Origin of the sequence: Achromobacter sp. 2789STDY5608621 (assembly GCF_001299375.1) — a bacterium.
Taxonomy (GTDB): domain Bacteria; phylum Pseudomonadota; class Gammaproteobacteria; order Burkholderiales; family Burkholderiaceae_B; genus Achromobacter; species Achromobacter insuavis.
This window is the reverse complement of the sequence record NZ_CYTU01000015.1, coordinates 81,141-95,720: the sequence shown is the minus strand read 5'-3', so window position 1 is coordinate 95,720 and position 14,580 is coordinate 81,141. Positions and strand designations below refer to the sequence as shown.

Here is a 14,580-nt window from a genome sequence, read left to right as displayed (position 1 = left end):
TCATCGATACTCGGTCCAGAAATTCTGCGTCATGCTGTCGGCCACCACGCGATAGTTGATGCCGGGTGGAATCACCGCAGTAAGTGCCAACGTAATGCCGTTCTGCGTTGCGATGACGCGCGTGCCCATGATCCCGCCAACCATCAGATACATGTTTCCACCTGCGCTGGCGGTGGCGGATCCGACGATATAAATCGATATGGGCCGCCCGGTGGTGTTGGTGTACGTCACCCCGAACGCACGGGACGTTCCCACATCCACCAGGGCCTGACCGAAACCGAATATCTGTCCGCGCAAGGCCTGGAACGCCGCGTTGAGCGTCGCATGGTCGCTGGCCAGCTGCGCAACATCGACGCTGCCAACATTGCTGACTGCGGAGAAACCTTGGATGGTCCATACTCCATGCACCGAAATCGGCTTGGACTCGTCCGCGCCATTCAATGCCGTGAAATACGTGGCTACGGCTACGCCGCCTCCGGAGGCGAAGGATGCGGAGTTGCCCGCCGTGGGCCCGTACACACCCAGACCATGATTGTGTGATCGGTTCGTATCATTGGCGATGGCACCGTTGATGCTGGAGGTGCGCGCGCCATCGCCTCGAACATACAAGGCACCGAGGGAGCCGGCCGCCTTGCCGTTCATATCCGGCACCCTGATCGTGGAGGTCCCGTCTCCCAACGTATAGCTACCGCGCTTGAGCGGATCGGCCAGCCAGTCCGCGTCGGATACCACCGGCACCTTGCCACTTGTCACCATCCGCGCCAAGTCGGGAAAGATGGCCCGGCTGAGACTTTGGCCATCAGCGGGAATCTGGCCAGCGGGGATGGATTCCCGCAACGACCACCAGGCGACCGAACCGACCGGGGGGCCACCCGGAATCGACGGCAATTGCTCATGAGGCACCTTGCCTGCATCGTCCAAGGTGGCGACACCGCCCGCCTGGCCCTTTTCCGCCAACGGCACGGCATCCTGCGCCGCGGGCAGTTGCGCGGCGGGGACGCGCCCGTCGGCATCGAGCGTGGGCACGCCGCCCGGGCGGCCCTTGTCGGCGGCGGGAATCAGCGCCGGCAATTGGCCGGGAACGATGCGGCCGTCGGCCGCCAGGGTCGCGACGCCATTGGGCCGGGCCTTTTCAGCGGCGGGGATCAGGTCGGGCAATTGCACCGGCGTGATCTTGCCGTCCGCGGCCAGCGTGGCGACGCCGTCCGGCTGGCCCTTTTCGGCCAGCGGCACGGCAGGCACCGGGATTGGCAGATGATCGACAGGCACGCGGCCCGCGTCATCCAGCGGCGCGACGCCGCCGGGCGCCGATTTCTGCGACAGCGGCACGGCCGGCGGAGGCAGATGCGCGGCAGGCACCTTGCCTGCCGCGTCCAGCGGCGTCACGCCACCCGCCGCGCCTTTCTCGGCGGCGGGCACGGCGGCGTCCGCCTTGCGCTGGGCGGCGGCGGCGGACACTTCGACCGAGTCCACGCCGGCGCGGGTCTTGGCGAAGTTCTCGTTCACCACCACCATGGCGTCACGCAAGGTATCGCCGGTCTGGTCGTTCGGCGCATGGCCGACGTTGATGGGTTTGAGAAGTTGCATGGGAATCCTTGATTGAATATGGAATAGTCAGAGCGAAAAAGACCCGCCGTAGATGCGAGCGGGCCAAGATGAGATTCAGCGCGAATGAGGAATGCAACCTGCGAGCTGGAGATACGCTTGGTCTGCTGGGTCTTGCCGACGCGGGATATCTCAAAAGCGGCGTATGCCATCGCCGACCTTGATCCCGCCCAAAACGAGATCACTGGCATTGCGCGTCAGCGATATTCCTGCCAGAACAGATCGGCCGTGCTTGACCGCACACGATAGGTGTCCCCTGCGGGAATGGTCATGGTTGCACCGATCAATTCCGGCGACGAGGTCGCACGCGCCACTTGAACGTCCCATCCCCGAAGCTGCAGAATGACGTAGGCGTTCGCCGTAGCCGTGTTTGTGCTCACGGCAAGGACGATAGGCCGGCCTGTGTTATTCGTATAAGTGGTGCCGAGAACGCGCTGCGATGGCGAAAACACGCTCCAGGCCTGATCCACCCCGAATGCCTTTGCGATTCGCCCCTGGATAGCCTGAACGGCCGCATTCAGCGCAGCGTAGTCACTCGCTAGTTGGGGGACATCCACGCTGCCGGGATTGGTGACGGCACCGAATGCCTGGATGGTCCATACGCCCGAAATATTGGTGGGTCGCGTTTCCGTCGAGGTTCGCGCCATCCTCGATGCGTCGAAGCTCATATTGAAAAGCTGACCTGCCGATGTGCCGACTCCCGCCTGTATCACGAGATCAGCTTTCCGGAGCGCGCCGCTGCCCGGATCACCACCAGCGGCAAACGACGGCACATTGCCAATCATGCCCGTGATGTTCTGCAGCGTATCCCGCTGGACCAAGCCATTCGTGCTCATCGAGAGCGCGCCGTCACCCCGCAGGAAAGCGGCCCCTACGGCCCCGGCTGATTGACCATTCAAATCCGGAACCCGAATGGTCGCTACCCCATCCCCCAACGTATAACTGCCCCGCTTGAGCGGATCCGCCAGCCAATCCGCTTCCGTCACCACCGGCACCTTGCCGCCTGTCACCATGGCCGCCAGGTCGGGAAAGGTGGCACGGCTGACGGTCTGCCCATCAGCCGGGATCTGGCCCGCCGGAATGGACGTGCGCAATGGCCACCAGGAAACCGACGCCACCGGGACGGCAGGCGCCATGACCCGAAGCTGGTAGGCACCGGACTTCCATTCGTACCAACCCGCCCCATCGACGTAGATATCGCCTGCGTCGAAGTTGGGCATGATCGTGGCCGTGCTGAAGGGTCCCACGACGCGCCACTGCTGCCATATGCCGCCAGCCATGGGGTTGCCCAGGCGGTGGAAGACATAGGGCTTGCGGCCCTGCACGGTAATGGTCAACTCTTGCGACAACAGGTCGCTGGCCATGATGGTGACATGCAGATAGCCGGCCCCCACGATATTGGGGAAGTTGGCGCCCATGACGTTGCCATTCGACCAGGCGTAGAGTGTGTTGTCAGCCGTCAACGTGCTGGCATCAACCGCGGTCCCACTAACAAGACGCACCCGGCGCATGGCCTCGCCTTCGGCAACCACCTTTTTCCAGGCCGACCAATTGCCGTTCGAGTCGGCGCGCATGCGCCACCAGCGCGTGGGATCCATCGACCAGCGAATGACCTCTTGCAAGGTCATGTTGGCGTAGGTCTGCACCCTCAGCATGCCCTGCCCCGTCCATCCTGGCGGCGCGTTCGGCGCCGTCGCGCGGATGTAGTAGTCATCGGCGACGGTCAGCTCGTTGAAGTCCGTCCCATCGGGGCGGGATTGAAGATCCGGGTAGCGCGAATTCGCGGCCGGCGCGCGGCGGCTCGCATCCAGGCTCATCACGCCGTTGGACGCGCCCTTTTCGGTTCTGGCGACGAAATCCCCGGGGACCGGCAGGTAGCCGGCCGGCACCTTTCCGGAAGCATCCAGCGGCGCGACGCCGCCCGGCGCGGATTTCTGCGACAGCGGGATCGCGGGCGGCGGCAGATGCACGGCCGGGACCTTGCCGGCGGCGTCCAGCGGCGTGACGCCGCCCGCGGCGCCCTTCTCCGATGCGGGCACGGCGGCGTCGGCCTTGCGTTGGGCGGCGGCGGCGGACACCTCGACCGCTTCTACGCCGACACGGGTCTTGGCGAAGTTCTCATTCACGACCGCCATGGCGTCACGCAAGGTGTCGCCGGTCTGGTCGTTCGGCGCATGGCCGACGTTGATGGGTTTCAGGGATTGCATGAGGGGCCTCGATGAAAACAATGTGGGCGCCACAAGACAAAAGGCCCACCGGCGATTGCCGGCGGGCCTGGATGTGGGCGGACCAATGCAAAAAGCCCGCTCGGATCACCGGGCGGGCTAGCGGAATCGCTGGACGCAATGGCCCCACGACGGAATCATGTTACGGGTGCGCGGCCTCGCGGACAAGCCAACTGCGACATGGGGCCGGGCCAGGCGGCGCTTGCCGCAACCGGCGCCGGGCAGGGTTCATTCCCCCGACAGGTCGAACAGGCTGGTGGCATCCAGTTCCAGCACGCCTTCATCGTGCTGGTTGAGCACCGTCCAGGCCCAGGTGATGATGCCCAGGTCGGGGCGCGAGGACGAGGTGCGCGCGCCCTGCACCCGCGCTTCCAGGCGCAGCTGGTCGCCGGGGCGCACCGGCATGCGCCAGCGCACTTCGCCCAGGCCGGGCGAGCCGAAGGATTCGGAATCGTGCAGCGCGGCGTCCACCGCCATCCGCATGGCCAGCGCGCAGGTGTGCCAGCCGCTGGCGATGAGGCCGCCCCAGCGGCCCTCGGCGGCGCGCTTGACGTCGGTGTGGAACCACTGCGGGTCGAATTTGCGGGCGAACTCGAGGATTTCGGCTTCCGTGATGGTGACCGGGCCGGCCTTGATCAGCATGCCGTCCTTGAAATCTGCGAACTTCATTGGTGGACTTCCCCTGGCGTGTGCGACCTCTCAATAGGTCTCGAAGTGCAGCCGCCCCTCGCGGCGCAGCACATCGTGCAGGATAGTCCAATCCTGTCCCGCTTGCATCGTCACCTCGCGCAAGGCGTCCAGCACGCCGACTTCCATGCCCTTCAGGCCGCACACGTAGATGCAGGTGTTGCGATCGGCCAGCAACTCGCGCACGGCGGCGGCGCGTTCGCGGATCAGGTCCTGCACGTAGCGCTTGGGCTGGCCGGCTTCGCGCGACAGCGCCAGGTTGATGTCGATGAAGTCGCGCGGCAGCTTCATCAGCGGGCCGAAGTACGGCAGCTCGCGTTCGGTGCGGGCGCCGAAGAACAGCAGCAGCCGGCCGTTCTCGCCGGTCTCGATGCGGCGCCGGTAGCGCTCGGTCATGGCGCGCATCGGCGCCGAACCGGTGCCGGTGCAGATCATGATGAGGTTGGCGCGCGGGTGGTTCGGCATCAGGAAGGTGTGGCCGAATGGCCCGATCACCTGCACGGTATCGTTCTTGGCCAGGTCGCACAGGTAGTTGGAGCATACGCCGTGCGCCGACTGGCCCTGGTGGTCTTCGGTGACGCGTTTCACCGTCAGCGACAGGTTGTTGTAGCCGGCGCGCTCGCCGTCGCGCGGGCTGGCCAGCGAATACTGGCGCGCGTGGTGCGGCCGGCCCTGGGCGTCGGCGCCGGGCGGCAGGATGCCGATGGACTGGCCCTCCAGCACCGGGAACGGCAGCTCGCCGAAGTCCAGCACGATGTGGTGGATATCGCTGTCGGTGTCGGCGCCGGTGACGCGGTAGTTGCCGACCACGGTGGCGGTCACCGGCGTCTTGTGGGTGTAGAGATTGACGTAGGGATGCGCGGCGGACCACGGCGGCACGCTGGCGCCGGGCGCGGCGGATGGCATGGCGACGGCGGCGGCCGGCGCCGGCGCCAGGGTCGCATCGGCCTCTGCCGGCGCGGCACCCGCGGCTTCCGGCAGGGGCTGCTCGCGCGGCAGTTCATCCCATCCCAGCTGGTCCTGCAACGAGTAGGCCTCGGCGCGCACCACCAGCCGCCAGTTGTCGATCGAGCCGGTCGGGCACGGCGGCACGCAGGCCATGCAGCCGTTGCAGATATCCGGGTCGACCACGTAGTTGTTGCTGTCGTGCGTGATCGCGTCGATCGGACAGGTTTCTTCGCAGGTGTTGCAGCGGATGCAGATCTCGGGGTCGATCAGATGCTGCTTCAGGACTTCTACGGGCAGGGCTGCGTTCATCGCGGTCATCCGAATGCGCGGCGCGGCGGCGCCAGGCGCCGCCGCGTGGCCTTAGTTGAAACGAACGTACTCGAAGTTAACGGGCTGGCGGTTGATGCCCATGACCGGCGGCGCGATCCAGTTGGCGAACTTGCCCGGCTCGGTCACGCGGCCCATCAGCGAGGCCACGAACGCGCGGTCCTCGGGCGTGGGCAGCCATTGGTGGCGGTGCGCCTGCCATTGCGCCTCGGACAGGATCTCGCCCTCGGGCGACATGCGGATGCCGGCGAGCGTGCCGATCTGGCGGTTGAAGGCCTTGTGCGGCACCTGCAGGCGAAAGGCGATGCCGCTCTTTTCGATGACCTTGTTCCAGCGGCCGATGCCGGCCACCGAGTCGCGGATGAAGTCGTCGCGCAGCACTTCGTTGAGCGCGTTCAGCATCGGCACCTCGATTTCGCGCAGCCTGCCGTTGTCGACGGAGAGAACGCGGTAGGTGTCGTTCTTGAGCTGGTGGTCGTCGTTGCGCTTGCTCTCTTCGTAGCGGCCCTTCAGGCCGGAGCCGTAGAAGATGGCGGCGTTGGACGACTGGTCGGCGCCAAACAGGTCGATGGTGACGCTGTAGTGGAAGTTCAGGTAACGCTGGATCGTCGGCAGGTCGATGACGCCGGCGGCGCGCACGGCGGCCGGGTCGTCGGTCTTGAGTTGGTTCATCACTTCGCAGGTGCGCTGGATCACGCGCGAGATGCCGGATTCGCCCACGAACATGTGGTGCGCCTCTTCGGTCAGCATGAACTTGGTGGTGCGGGCCAGCGGGTCGAAGCTGGATTCGGCCAGCGCGCACAGCTGGAACTTGCCGTCGCGGTCGGTGAAGTAGGTGAACATGTAGAACGCCAGCCAGTCCGGCGTCTTCTCGTTGAAGGCGCCGAGAATGCGCGGGTTGTCCGAATCGCCGGAGGTGCGCTGCAGCAGCGCATCGGCCTCTTCGCGGCCGTCGCGGCCGAAGTAGCGGTGCAGCAGGTAGACCATGGCCCACAGGTGGCGGCCTTCCTCGACGTTGATTTGGAACAGGTTGCGCAGGTCGTACTGCGACGGCGCCGTCAGGCCCAGGTGGCGCTGCTGCTCGATCGAGGCGGGCTCGGTGTCGCCCTGCGTGACGATGATGCGGCGCAGGTTGGCGCGGTGTTCGCCCGGCACGTCCTGCCAGACGTCTCGGCCCATGTTCTCGCCGAAGTGGATCTTGCGCTGGCCATCCTGCGGCGCCAGGAAGATGCCCCAGCGGTAGTCGGGCATGCGCACGTGGTTGAAGTGGGCCCAGCCGTCGGGCTCGACGCTGACGGCGGTGCGCAGGTAGACGTCGAAGCCGTGCGAACCGTCCGGGCCCATGTCCTGCCACCATTGCAGGTAGTTCGGCTGCCAGTGCTCCAGCGCGCGCTGCAGGGTGCGGTCGCCGGACAGGTTGACGTTATTGGGGATCTTGTCGCTGTAGTTGATGCCTGACATTGTCTCTGCTCCTGGATGGAAGGCCGCGTCGGGGCGGCGTCGGGTCTTGGGGCGGCGGCCACGCTGCGCGGGCCGGCGCCGTGTCTCGGGATTTGCCGCGGGCGGCGCGCTAGACGCGGTTCCAGTCGAACGCGGCCTGCTCGCCCTTGCCGTACAGCTTGAGCGCGCCCTTCTCGCCCGCCGCGTTGGGGCGGTTGAAGATCCAGTTCTGCCACGCGGTCAGGCGGCCGAAGATGCGCGTTTCCATGGTTTCGCGGCCGCCGAAGCGCAGGTTGGCTTCCAGGCCGGTCAGCGCGTCGGGCGACAGGGCGCGACGCTCTTCGAGCATCATGCGCACCTCGTCGTCCCAGTCGATGCTGTCGGGCGCGTAGGTCACCAGTCCCAGTTCCAGCGCGTCGCGCGCGGCCAGCGGCTGGCCGGCGCGGGCCCGCACCGCTTCCAGCGGCGCGGTTTCCTCGTAGAAGCGGCGTTGCAGGCGGCTCTGGCCGTTGACCATCGGGTAGGCGCCGAAGTTGGCCTCCCCCACGATCAACTGGGCCGCGTCGTGTTCTTCGCCGTCGCTGTCCAGCATGTAGCTGCGGTCGGCGGCCAGCGCCAGTTCCAGCAGCGTGCCGGCAAAGCACGAACCCGGTTCAACCAGCGCGAACAGGCTGCGCGAGGTCACGTCCAGGCGCGCCAGCGTGCGGCGCAGCAGGCCGGCGGTTTCGCGCACGAACCAGTGGTCGGCATGGCGTTGAAGCGCGGCGTCCGCCGCCAGCACGGCCTGCGCGTCGCCCTCGGTCTTGAAGATCCAGGTGCCGATGTCGAGTTCATTGGTGCGCAGCGACAGGATGGCGTCGTCCAGTTCGCGCGCCATCTGCAACGGCCACCAGGCCGCGCCGGCGGCCACGATGTCGGCCAGTTCCGATTCCACCGGCCCCTGCGGCGCGCGCACGGTCCAGGTGGCCTGCCGCTTGGCGCGATCCAGTTGCACATCGACGTAGCGGTACGACAAGGCATGGGCGCTTTCCTCGCGCGCCAGCGGCGTCAGCGCCACGCCGGCCTCGCCAGCGGGGCGGCGGCTGCCCTCGGCCAGCGCCCGCGCGCGCTCGCGCACCGCGGCCTCGAACTGCGCCGGCTTGACCACGTCGTCGACCAGGCGCCAGTCCTTGGCGCGCTGGCCGCGCACGCCTTCGACCAGGGTGCAGAAGATGTCGGCGTGATCGTGGCGCACGCGGCGCTTGTCCGTCACGCGGGTCAGGCCGCCGGTGCCGGGCAGCACGCCCAGCAGCGGCACTTCGGGCAACGCGACCGAAGACGAGCGGTCGTCGATCAGCAGGATCTCGTCGCAGGCCAGGGCCAGCTCGTAGCCGCCGCCGGCGCAGGCGCCGTTGAGCGCGGCGATGAATTTCAGGCCGCTGTGGCGGCTGGAGTCCTCGATGCCATTGCGGGTTTCGTTGGTGAACTTGCAGAAGTTCACCTTCCAGGCATGCGAGGACAGGCCCAGCATGAAGATGTTGGCGCCCGAACAGAAGATGCGGTCCTTCATGCTGGTGACGACCACGCTGCGGACCTCGGGATGCTCGAAGCGGATGCGCTGCAGCGCGTCGTGCAGCTCGATGTCCACGCCCAGGTCGTAGGAATTGAGCTTGAGCTTGTAGCCGGGGCGCAGGCCGCCGTCCTCGGCCACGTCCATCGCCAGCGTGGCGACCGGGCCATCGAACGACAGACGCCAATGGCGGTACTGGGTGGGATCGGTCCGAAAGTCGACCTTGCTGGCGGCGCTGCTCATCGCTTGTCTCCTAATGCCCTAACCTGACAGGAAAAATACTGCACGATATGAATTATTATGCATATTAGTGCAGGCGAAAATCAGCGTCAAGAAAAAGATGCACAAAAGTGCAGATCGCCAGGGAGGCCATCGAAGCGTCCGTCAATGAATCCCCCTCTCCGGACGGACAGGCCGACGCCCCGCCAAAGAAAAGGCCGCCCCAACGGGCGGCCCTGGCGGTCGGCGAAAGACGCGGGCGCTACAGCGGCAGGCCGCAGGCCTTGCGCACCTGGGTACGCAGGCCGGCGAAGCTCTCCTGCACCTCCAGGTGGCTGGTGACCCAGGTCAGGTCGGCCTTGGCGTAGAAAGCCTCGCGCCCGGCCAGGATGCGCTTCAGGTCGGCCATGGCTTCGTTGTTGCCGGACATGGGGCGGAAATCGCCCTGCGCCATCACCCGGCCCATGTGCTCCTCGGGCGTGGCGCGCAGCCAGACCGTGTAGCAGTGCGCCAGCAGCAGGTTGAGCGTGGCCGGCTCGGACACCAGGCCGCCGGGGGTGGCCAGCACCATTTCCGGGTAGATCTGCACGGCCTCTTCCAGCGCGCGCCGCTCATAGCGGCGGTAGGCGTTGGGGCCGTAGAGGTTATGGATTTCCAGGATGCTGCAGCCGGCCACGCGCTCGATCTCGCGGTTCAACTCGACGAACGGGTAGCCGAGGTCATCGGCCAGCATCTGGCCCAGCGTCGATTTGCCGGCGCCGCGCAGGCCGATCAGCGCCACGCGCTGGGTGCGGTTGGGCCGCTGCGCGCCGGCGCCCACGCCGAACAGCTGGGTCAGCGCTTCCCGGGCGCGCTGCAGGTCGGACTCGGTGCGGCCGCTGAGTAGCTCGCGGATCAGCAACCAATCGGGCGATTCGGTGGTGACATCGCCCACCAGCTCGGCCAGCGCGCAGTTGAAGGCCTTGGCGATCTGCAACAGCACCAAGATCGAGGCATTGCCCACGCCGTGCTCGAGATTGGCCAGGTGCCGCTCGGACACGCCGGTCACCTGCGACAGGCCCTTGCGCGTCATGCCGCGGATGGCCCGCAGGCGGCGCACCCGCTCGCCCAATGCCACCAGGAAAGCTTCCCGCCTGGGTTCGGTTGGCGCCGCGTCTTCTAGCGCTTGGTTCATGGTGTAGCTGACTCCGCAAAAACCCTGATAACACCCGATTTATGCACTATAGTGCTTGACCCACATCAATGGAAGCACTATTTTTCCTTCAACAGCTTCAACAGGGCGTCAGGTGCGGCAAAACAGCACTGGACTGCATCCGCCGCTGAAGCGCCGACAGTGTATAGGAGGAGACCGGTGAGCACGCCAGAACGATTCCACGCCCTGATGCGCCAGGTGACGGGCCTGATGGCCGGTCAGCCGCTGGACGGCGCCCTGCAACAGCGCCTGAACCAGGAGGCCGGCCCCGACAGCGCGCTGTACGCCGACATCTTCGCCACCTGTAGGCAGGGCGTGGCCGACGGCTGGATGTGCAACCGCGAAGGCGGCGGCATCCGCTACGGCCGCGTCATCAAGCCGGCCGAGGACCTGGGCGGCTGTTCGGTCGACGTGGTCGACATGGACGACCTGGCCGGCCCGCACCACGCCCATCCCAACGGCGAGATCGACATGATCATGCCGCTGACCGACGCGGCGCGCTTCGACGGCCACGGCGCCGGCTGGCTGGTCTATGGCCCCGGCAGCGCCCACCGCCCCACCGTGACGCAGGGCCGCGCGCTGGTGCTGTACCTGCTGCCCGGCGGCGCCATCGAGTTCACCCGCGCATGAATCCGCGCCCCGCTTCCCCACAGCGCCCCGGCCGCGCCCCGCGTGGCCGGCCGGCTGCCGGCGCGGGCTGACCCGCGCCCCATGCCCTGTTCCCGGTCACGACAAGCCGCCAGATGCTTGCGGACCGCCGGACAGGCTGCCCCGCCCGCCAGGACACCAGGAGACAACCGTGAATGCCTGCCCCGCCGAACTGAACTTCGCCAGCCACCTGGCCGCCTTGAACGCGCCGCGCGCCGCCAAGCTGGCCTACATCGACGACACCCGCCAGCTCACCTACGGCGACCTGGCCGAGCGCGTGGCGCGCATGGCGGGCGCGCTGCGCCAGCTGGGGCTGCGGCGCGAGGAGCGCATCCTGCTGCTGATGCAGGACACGGCCGACTGGCCAGTGGTGTTCCTGGGCGCGCTGCATGCGGGCGTGGTGCCGGTCGCCGTGAACACCCTGCTGACGCCGGGCGACTACGCCTACATCCTCAGCCACAGCCGCGTGCGGGCCGCCTTCGTCTCCGAGAACCTGCTGCCGACGCTGCAGGCCGCGCTGGCGCAGGCGCCCGGCGAGGTCGAGCACCTGGTGGTGTCACGTCCCGCGGCGGCGCTGCCCGCCGGCGCGCACCCGCTCGACGCGCTGCTGGCCGCCGCCCCGCTGGCGCCGGCCGCGCGCACGCTGTCCGATGAGATCGCCTTCTGGCTGTACTCGTCGGGCTCCACCGGCAAGCCCAAGGGCGTGGTCCACACCCATGGCAACCTGTGGCACACCGCCGAGCTGTATGCCAAGCCGGTGCTGGGCATCCGCGAAGACGACGTGGCGTTCTCAGCCGCCAAGCTGTTCTTCGCCTACGGGCTGGGCAACGGCCTGACCTTTCCGCTGTCGGTCGGCGCCACCGTCGTGCTGATGGCCGAGCGGCCCACGCCACAGGCCGTGTTCCAGCGCCTGGTGCGGCACCGTCCGACCGTGTTCTACGGCGTGCCGACGCTGTACGCCAGCATGCTGGCCGCGCCCGACCTGCCATCGCGCGAGCAGGTGGCGATGCGCGTCTGCACCTCGGCCGGCGAAGCCCTGCCGCGCGACATCGGCGAGCGCTTCCAGCGCCATTTCGGCTGTGACATCCTGGACGGCATCGGCTCGACCGAGATGCTGCACATCTTCATCTCGAACCGCGCCGGCCAGCTGCGCTACGGCACCACCGGCAAGCCGGTGCCCGGCTACGAGGTGCAATTGCGCGACGACAACGGCGCGCCGGTGGCCGCCGGCGCCATCGGCGACCTCTACATCAAGGGTCCCAGCGCCGCGCTGATGTACTGGAACAACCGCGACAAGACGCGCCAGTGCTTCCTGGGCGACTGGCTCAAGAGCGGCGACAAGTACATCTGCGATGCCGACGGCTACTACACCTATGCCGGCCGCAGCGACGACATGATCAAGGTCAGCGGCCAGTACGTGTCGCCGGTCGAGGTCGAGAACGTGCTGGTGCAGCACGAGGCGGTGCTGGAAGCCGCCGTGATCGGCGTGCCGGACCATGACGGGCTGGTCAAGACCAAGGCCTACGTGGTGCTGCGGCCCGGCTACGCGCCGGACGCGAGCACCGGCGCCGATCTGCAACGCTATGTGAAGCAGCACCTGGCGCCCTTCAAGTATCCGCGCCAGATCGACTTCACCGACGAGCTGCCCAAGACCGCCACCGGCAAGATCCAGCGCTTCCGCCTGCGCCAGCTGGAACAGGTCACGCCATGAGCGCCGTGCCCGCTCCCGAGCCCGCTGCGCTGGTCCACGTGCGCGCGGCGGGCCGCGACCTGCGCCTGGAATACCAGTGGATCGCGGCGGCGCGCCCGGACGCGCCGCTGCTGGTGTTCCTGCACGAAGGGCTGGGGTCCGTGTCGATGTGGAAGGACTGGCCGCGGCAGGCCTGCGCCGCCGCCGGCTGTCGCGGGCTGGTCTATTCGCGCTACGGCTATGGCCGCTCCACGCCGCTGGCCGCCGGTGAAAGGCGCCCGGTCGACTTCATGCACCGCGAGGCGGCCGACGCGCTGCCCGCGCTGCTCGCCGCGCTCGGCATCGACGCCAGCCGCGATCGGCCCGTCCTGTTCGGCCACAGCGATGGCGGCTCCATTGCGCTGCTCTACGCCGCCCTGCATCCCGGCGCGGTGGCGGGCGTGGTGGCGGCCGCGCCGCACATCTTCGTCGAGGACCGCACCGTGGCGCATATCGAACAGGCGCGCCAGGCTTACCGGGACACGGACCTGCGCGCGCGGCTGGCGCGCCATCACGATGACGTCGATTCGGCCTTCCGCGGCTGGAACGACGTCTGGCTGGACCCGGCCTTCCGCCGCTGGAACATCGAGGCGCACCTGCCCCGCATCCGCTGCCCGGTCCTGGCGATGCAGGGCGTGGACGACGAGTACGGCACGCTCGAACAGATACGCGGCATCCGCCGCGCCGCGCCGCAGACACGGCTGCTGGAGATTCCCGACTGCCGCCACTCGCCGCACAAGGACCAGCCCGCCACCGTTATCCAGGCCATCGCCGGCTTCGTCGGCGCGCTGGACCAACCCGGCCGCCCCACCGGCAGCCCATGACAAGCACGGAGACACCACCATGACCCACGCCCTGACCCGGGCCGCGCTAGGCGCGGCGCTGATGCTGGCCGCAAGCGGCGCCCTGGCCGCCGACAAGCTCAAAGTCGGTTTCATGCTGCCCTACAGCGGCACCTTCGCCGCGCTCGGCACCGCCATCGAGAACGGCTTCAAGCTGTACGTGGCCGAACAGGGCGGCAAGCTCGGCGGACGCGAGATCGAATACTTCAAGGTGGACGATGAGTCCAACCCGTCCAAGGCCGCCGAGAATGCCAACCGCCTGATCAAGCGCGACCAGGTCGACGTGCTGATCGGCACCGTGCATTCGGGCGTGGCGATGGCGCTGGCCAAGGCCGCCAAGGATGCCGACACCACCCTGATCGTGACGAACGCCGGCGCCAACGCCATCACCGGCCCGCTGTGCGGCCCCGGCATCTTCCGCACCTCGTTCACCAACTGGCAGCCGGCCTACGCCATGGGCCCGGTGGCCAAGGCGCGCGGCCACAAGACGGCGGTCACCATCACCTGGAAGTACGCGGCCGGCGACGAGGCCATCGGCGGCTTCAAGGAAGGCTTCGAGCAGGCCGGCGGCAAGGTGGTCAAGGAGCTGAGCCTGCCCTTCCCCAACGTCGAATTCCAGTCGCTGCTGACCGAGATCGCCGCGCTCAAGCCCGACATGGTGTTCACCTTCTTCGCCGGCGGCGGCGCGGTGAAATTCGTGCAGGACTATCACGCCGCGGGACTGGACAAGACCATCCCGCTGTACGGCTCGGGCTTTCTCACCGACGGCACGCTGCAGGCGCAGGGCGCGTCGGCGCAGGGGCTGCTGACCACGCTGCACTATGCGGACGGCCTGAACACGCCGCGCGACAACGCCTTCCGCGCCGACTACAGCAAGGCCTACAACATGCAACCCGACGTCTACGCGGTGCAGGGCTACGACGCCGCGCAGCTGATGCAGTCGGGGCTGACGGCGGTCAAGGGCGACTTCGGCAAGAAGGCGGAGTTCCGCGAGGCCATGCGCGGCGCCACGGTCGACAGCCCGCGCGGCGCGTTCACGCTGTCCAAGGCCGGCAACCCGGTGCAGGACATCTACCTGCGCCGCGTCGACGGCCTGGAAAACAAGGTGGTGGACGTGGCCGTGCGCAAGCTGGCCGACCCCGCCCGCGGCTGCAAGCTCTAGGAACGGC

General features: G+C 67.7%; 11 protein-coding genes. 4 read left to right on the top strand and 7 right to left on the bottom strand.

All coding sequences use genetic code 11. From position 1 onward, the window contains the following. From AOZ53_RS16475 to AOZ53_RS16445, 7 genes are all read right to left on the bottom strand, one after another. Positions 1–1,587, bottom strand: coding sequence for a hypothetical protein (locus tag AOZ53_RS16475; protein ID WP_054488524.1), 1,587 nt, complete (start codon positions 1,585–1,587; stop codon positions 1–3). Positions 1,588–1,802: 215 nt separating this feature from the next. Then, positions 1,803–3,812, bottom strand: coding sequence for a tail fiber protein (locus AOZ53_RS35010; RefSeq protein WP_054488522.1), 2,010 nt, complete (start codon positions 3,810–3,812; stop codon positions 1,803–1,805). Positions 3,813–4,058: 246 nt separating this feature from the next. Beyond that, positions 4,059–4,499 carry a MaoC family dehydratase gene (locus AOZ53_RS16465; RefSeq protein WP_054488520.1) on the bottom strand — a complete coding sequence of 147 codons (441 nt, stop codon included), beginning with the start codon at positions 4,497–4,499 and terminating at the stop codon, positions 4,059–4,061. Between the two features lie 30 nt (positions 4,500–4,529). Then, positions 4,530–5,774, bottom strand: a complete 1,245-nt coding sequence (boxA, locus tag AOZ53_RS16460) for a benzoyl-CoA 2,3-epoxidase subunit BoxA (RefSeq protein WP_054488547.1) — start codon at positions 5,772–5,774, stop codon at positions 4,530–4,532. A gap of 51 nt (positions 5,775–5,825) precedes the next feature. Then, a complete protein-coding gene (gene boxB, locus AOZ53_RS16455) occupies positions 5,826–7,253 on the bottom strand; it encodes a benzoyl-CoA 2,3-epoxidase subunit BoxB (RefSeq protein ID WP_054488518.1) in 1,428 nt (475 codons plus the stop codon). Positions 7,254–7,362: 109 nt separating this feature from the next. Next, positions 7,363–9,024 (bottom strand): 2,3-epoxybenzoyl-CoA dihydrolase, encoded by a 1,662-nt coding sequence (boxC, locus tag AOZ53_RS16450; protein ID WP_054488517.1) that lies wholly within the window; start codon positions 9,022–9,024, stop codon positions 7,363–7,365. Positions 9,025–9,262: 238 nt separating this feature from the next. Continuing rightward, positions 9,263–10,174, bottom strand: a complete 912-nt coding sequence (locus AOZ53_RS16445) for a helix-turn-helix transcriptional regulator (protein ID WP_054428467.1) — start codon at positions 10,172–10,174, stop codon at positions 9,263–9,265. 177 nt (positions 10,175–10,351) lie between these two features. Here AOZ53_RS16445 and AOZ53_RS16440 point away from each other — a divergent pair, with 177 nt between their 5' ends. The 4 genes from AOZ53_RS16440 (at position 10,352) to AOZ53_RS16425 (ending at position 14,573) form a co-directional block, all read left to right on the top strand. Beyond that, positions 10,352–10,822, top strand: a complete 471-nt coding sequence (locus tag AOZ53_RS16440) for a DUF4863 family protein (protein WP_054428468.1) — start codon at positions 10,352–10,354, stop codon at positions 10,820–10,822. 169 nt (positions 10,823–10,991) lie between these two features. Beyond that, positions 10,992–12,551, top strand: a complete 1,560-nt coding sequence (locus AOZ53_RS16435) for a benzoate-CoA ligase family protein (protein ID WP_054488515.1) — start codon at positions 10,992–10,994, stop codon at positions 12,549–12,551. Further along, on the top strand, positions 12,548–13,393 hold the full coding sequence (locus AOZ53_RS16430; RefSeq protein ID WP_054428470.1) for an alpha/beta fold hydrolase: 846 nt from the start codon (positions 12,548–12,550) through the stop codon (positions 13,391–13,393). The genes AOZ53_RS16435 and AOZ53_RS16430 overlap by 4 nt, the downstream gene beginning before the upstream one ends. A gap of 19 nt (positions 13,394–13,412) precedes the next feature. After that, the gene (locus tag AOZ53_RS16425) at positions 13,413–14,573 is read left to right on the top strand and encodes an ABC transporter substrate-binding protein (protein ID WP_054488513.1); all 1,161 of its coding nucleotides are present in this window, start codon (positions 13,413–13,415) and stop codon (positions 14,571–14,573) included. Positions 14,574–14,580: the final 7 nt, after the last annotated feature.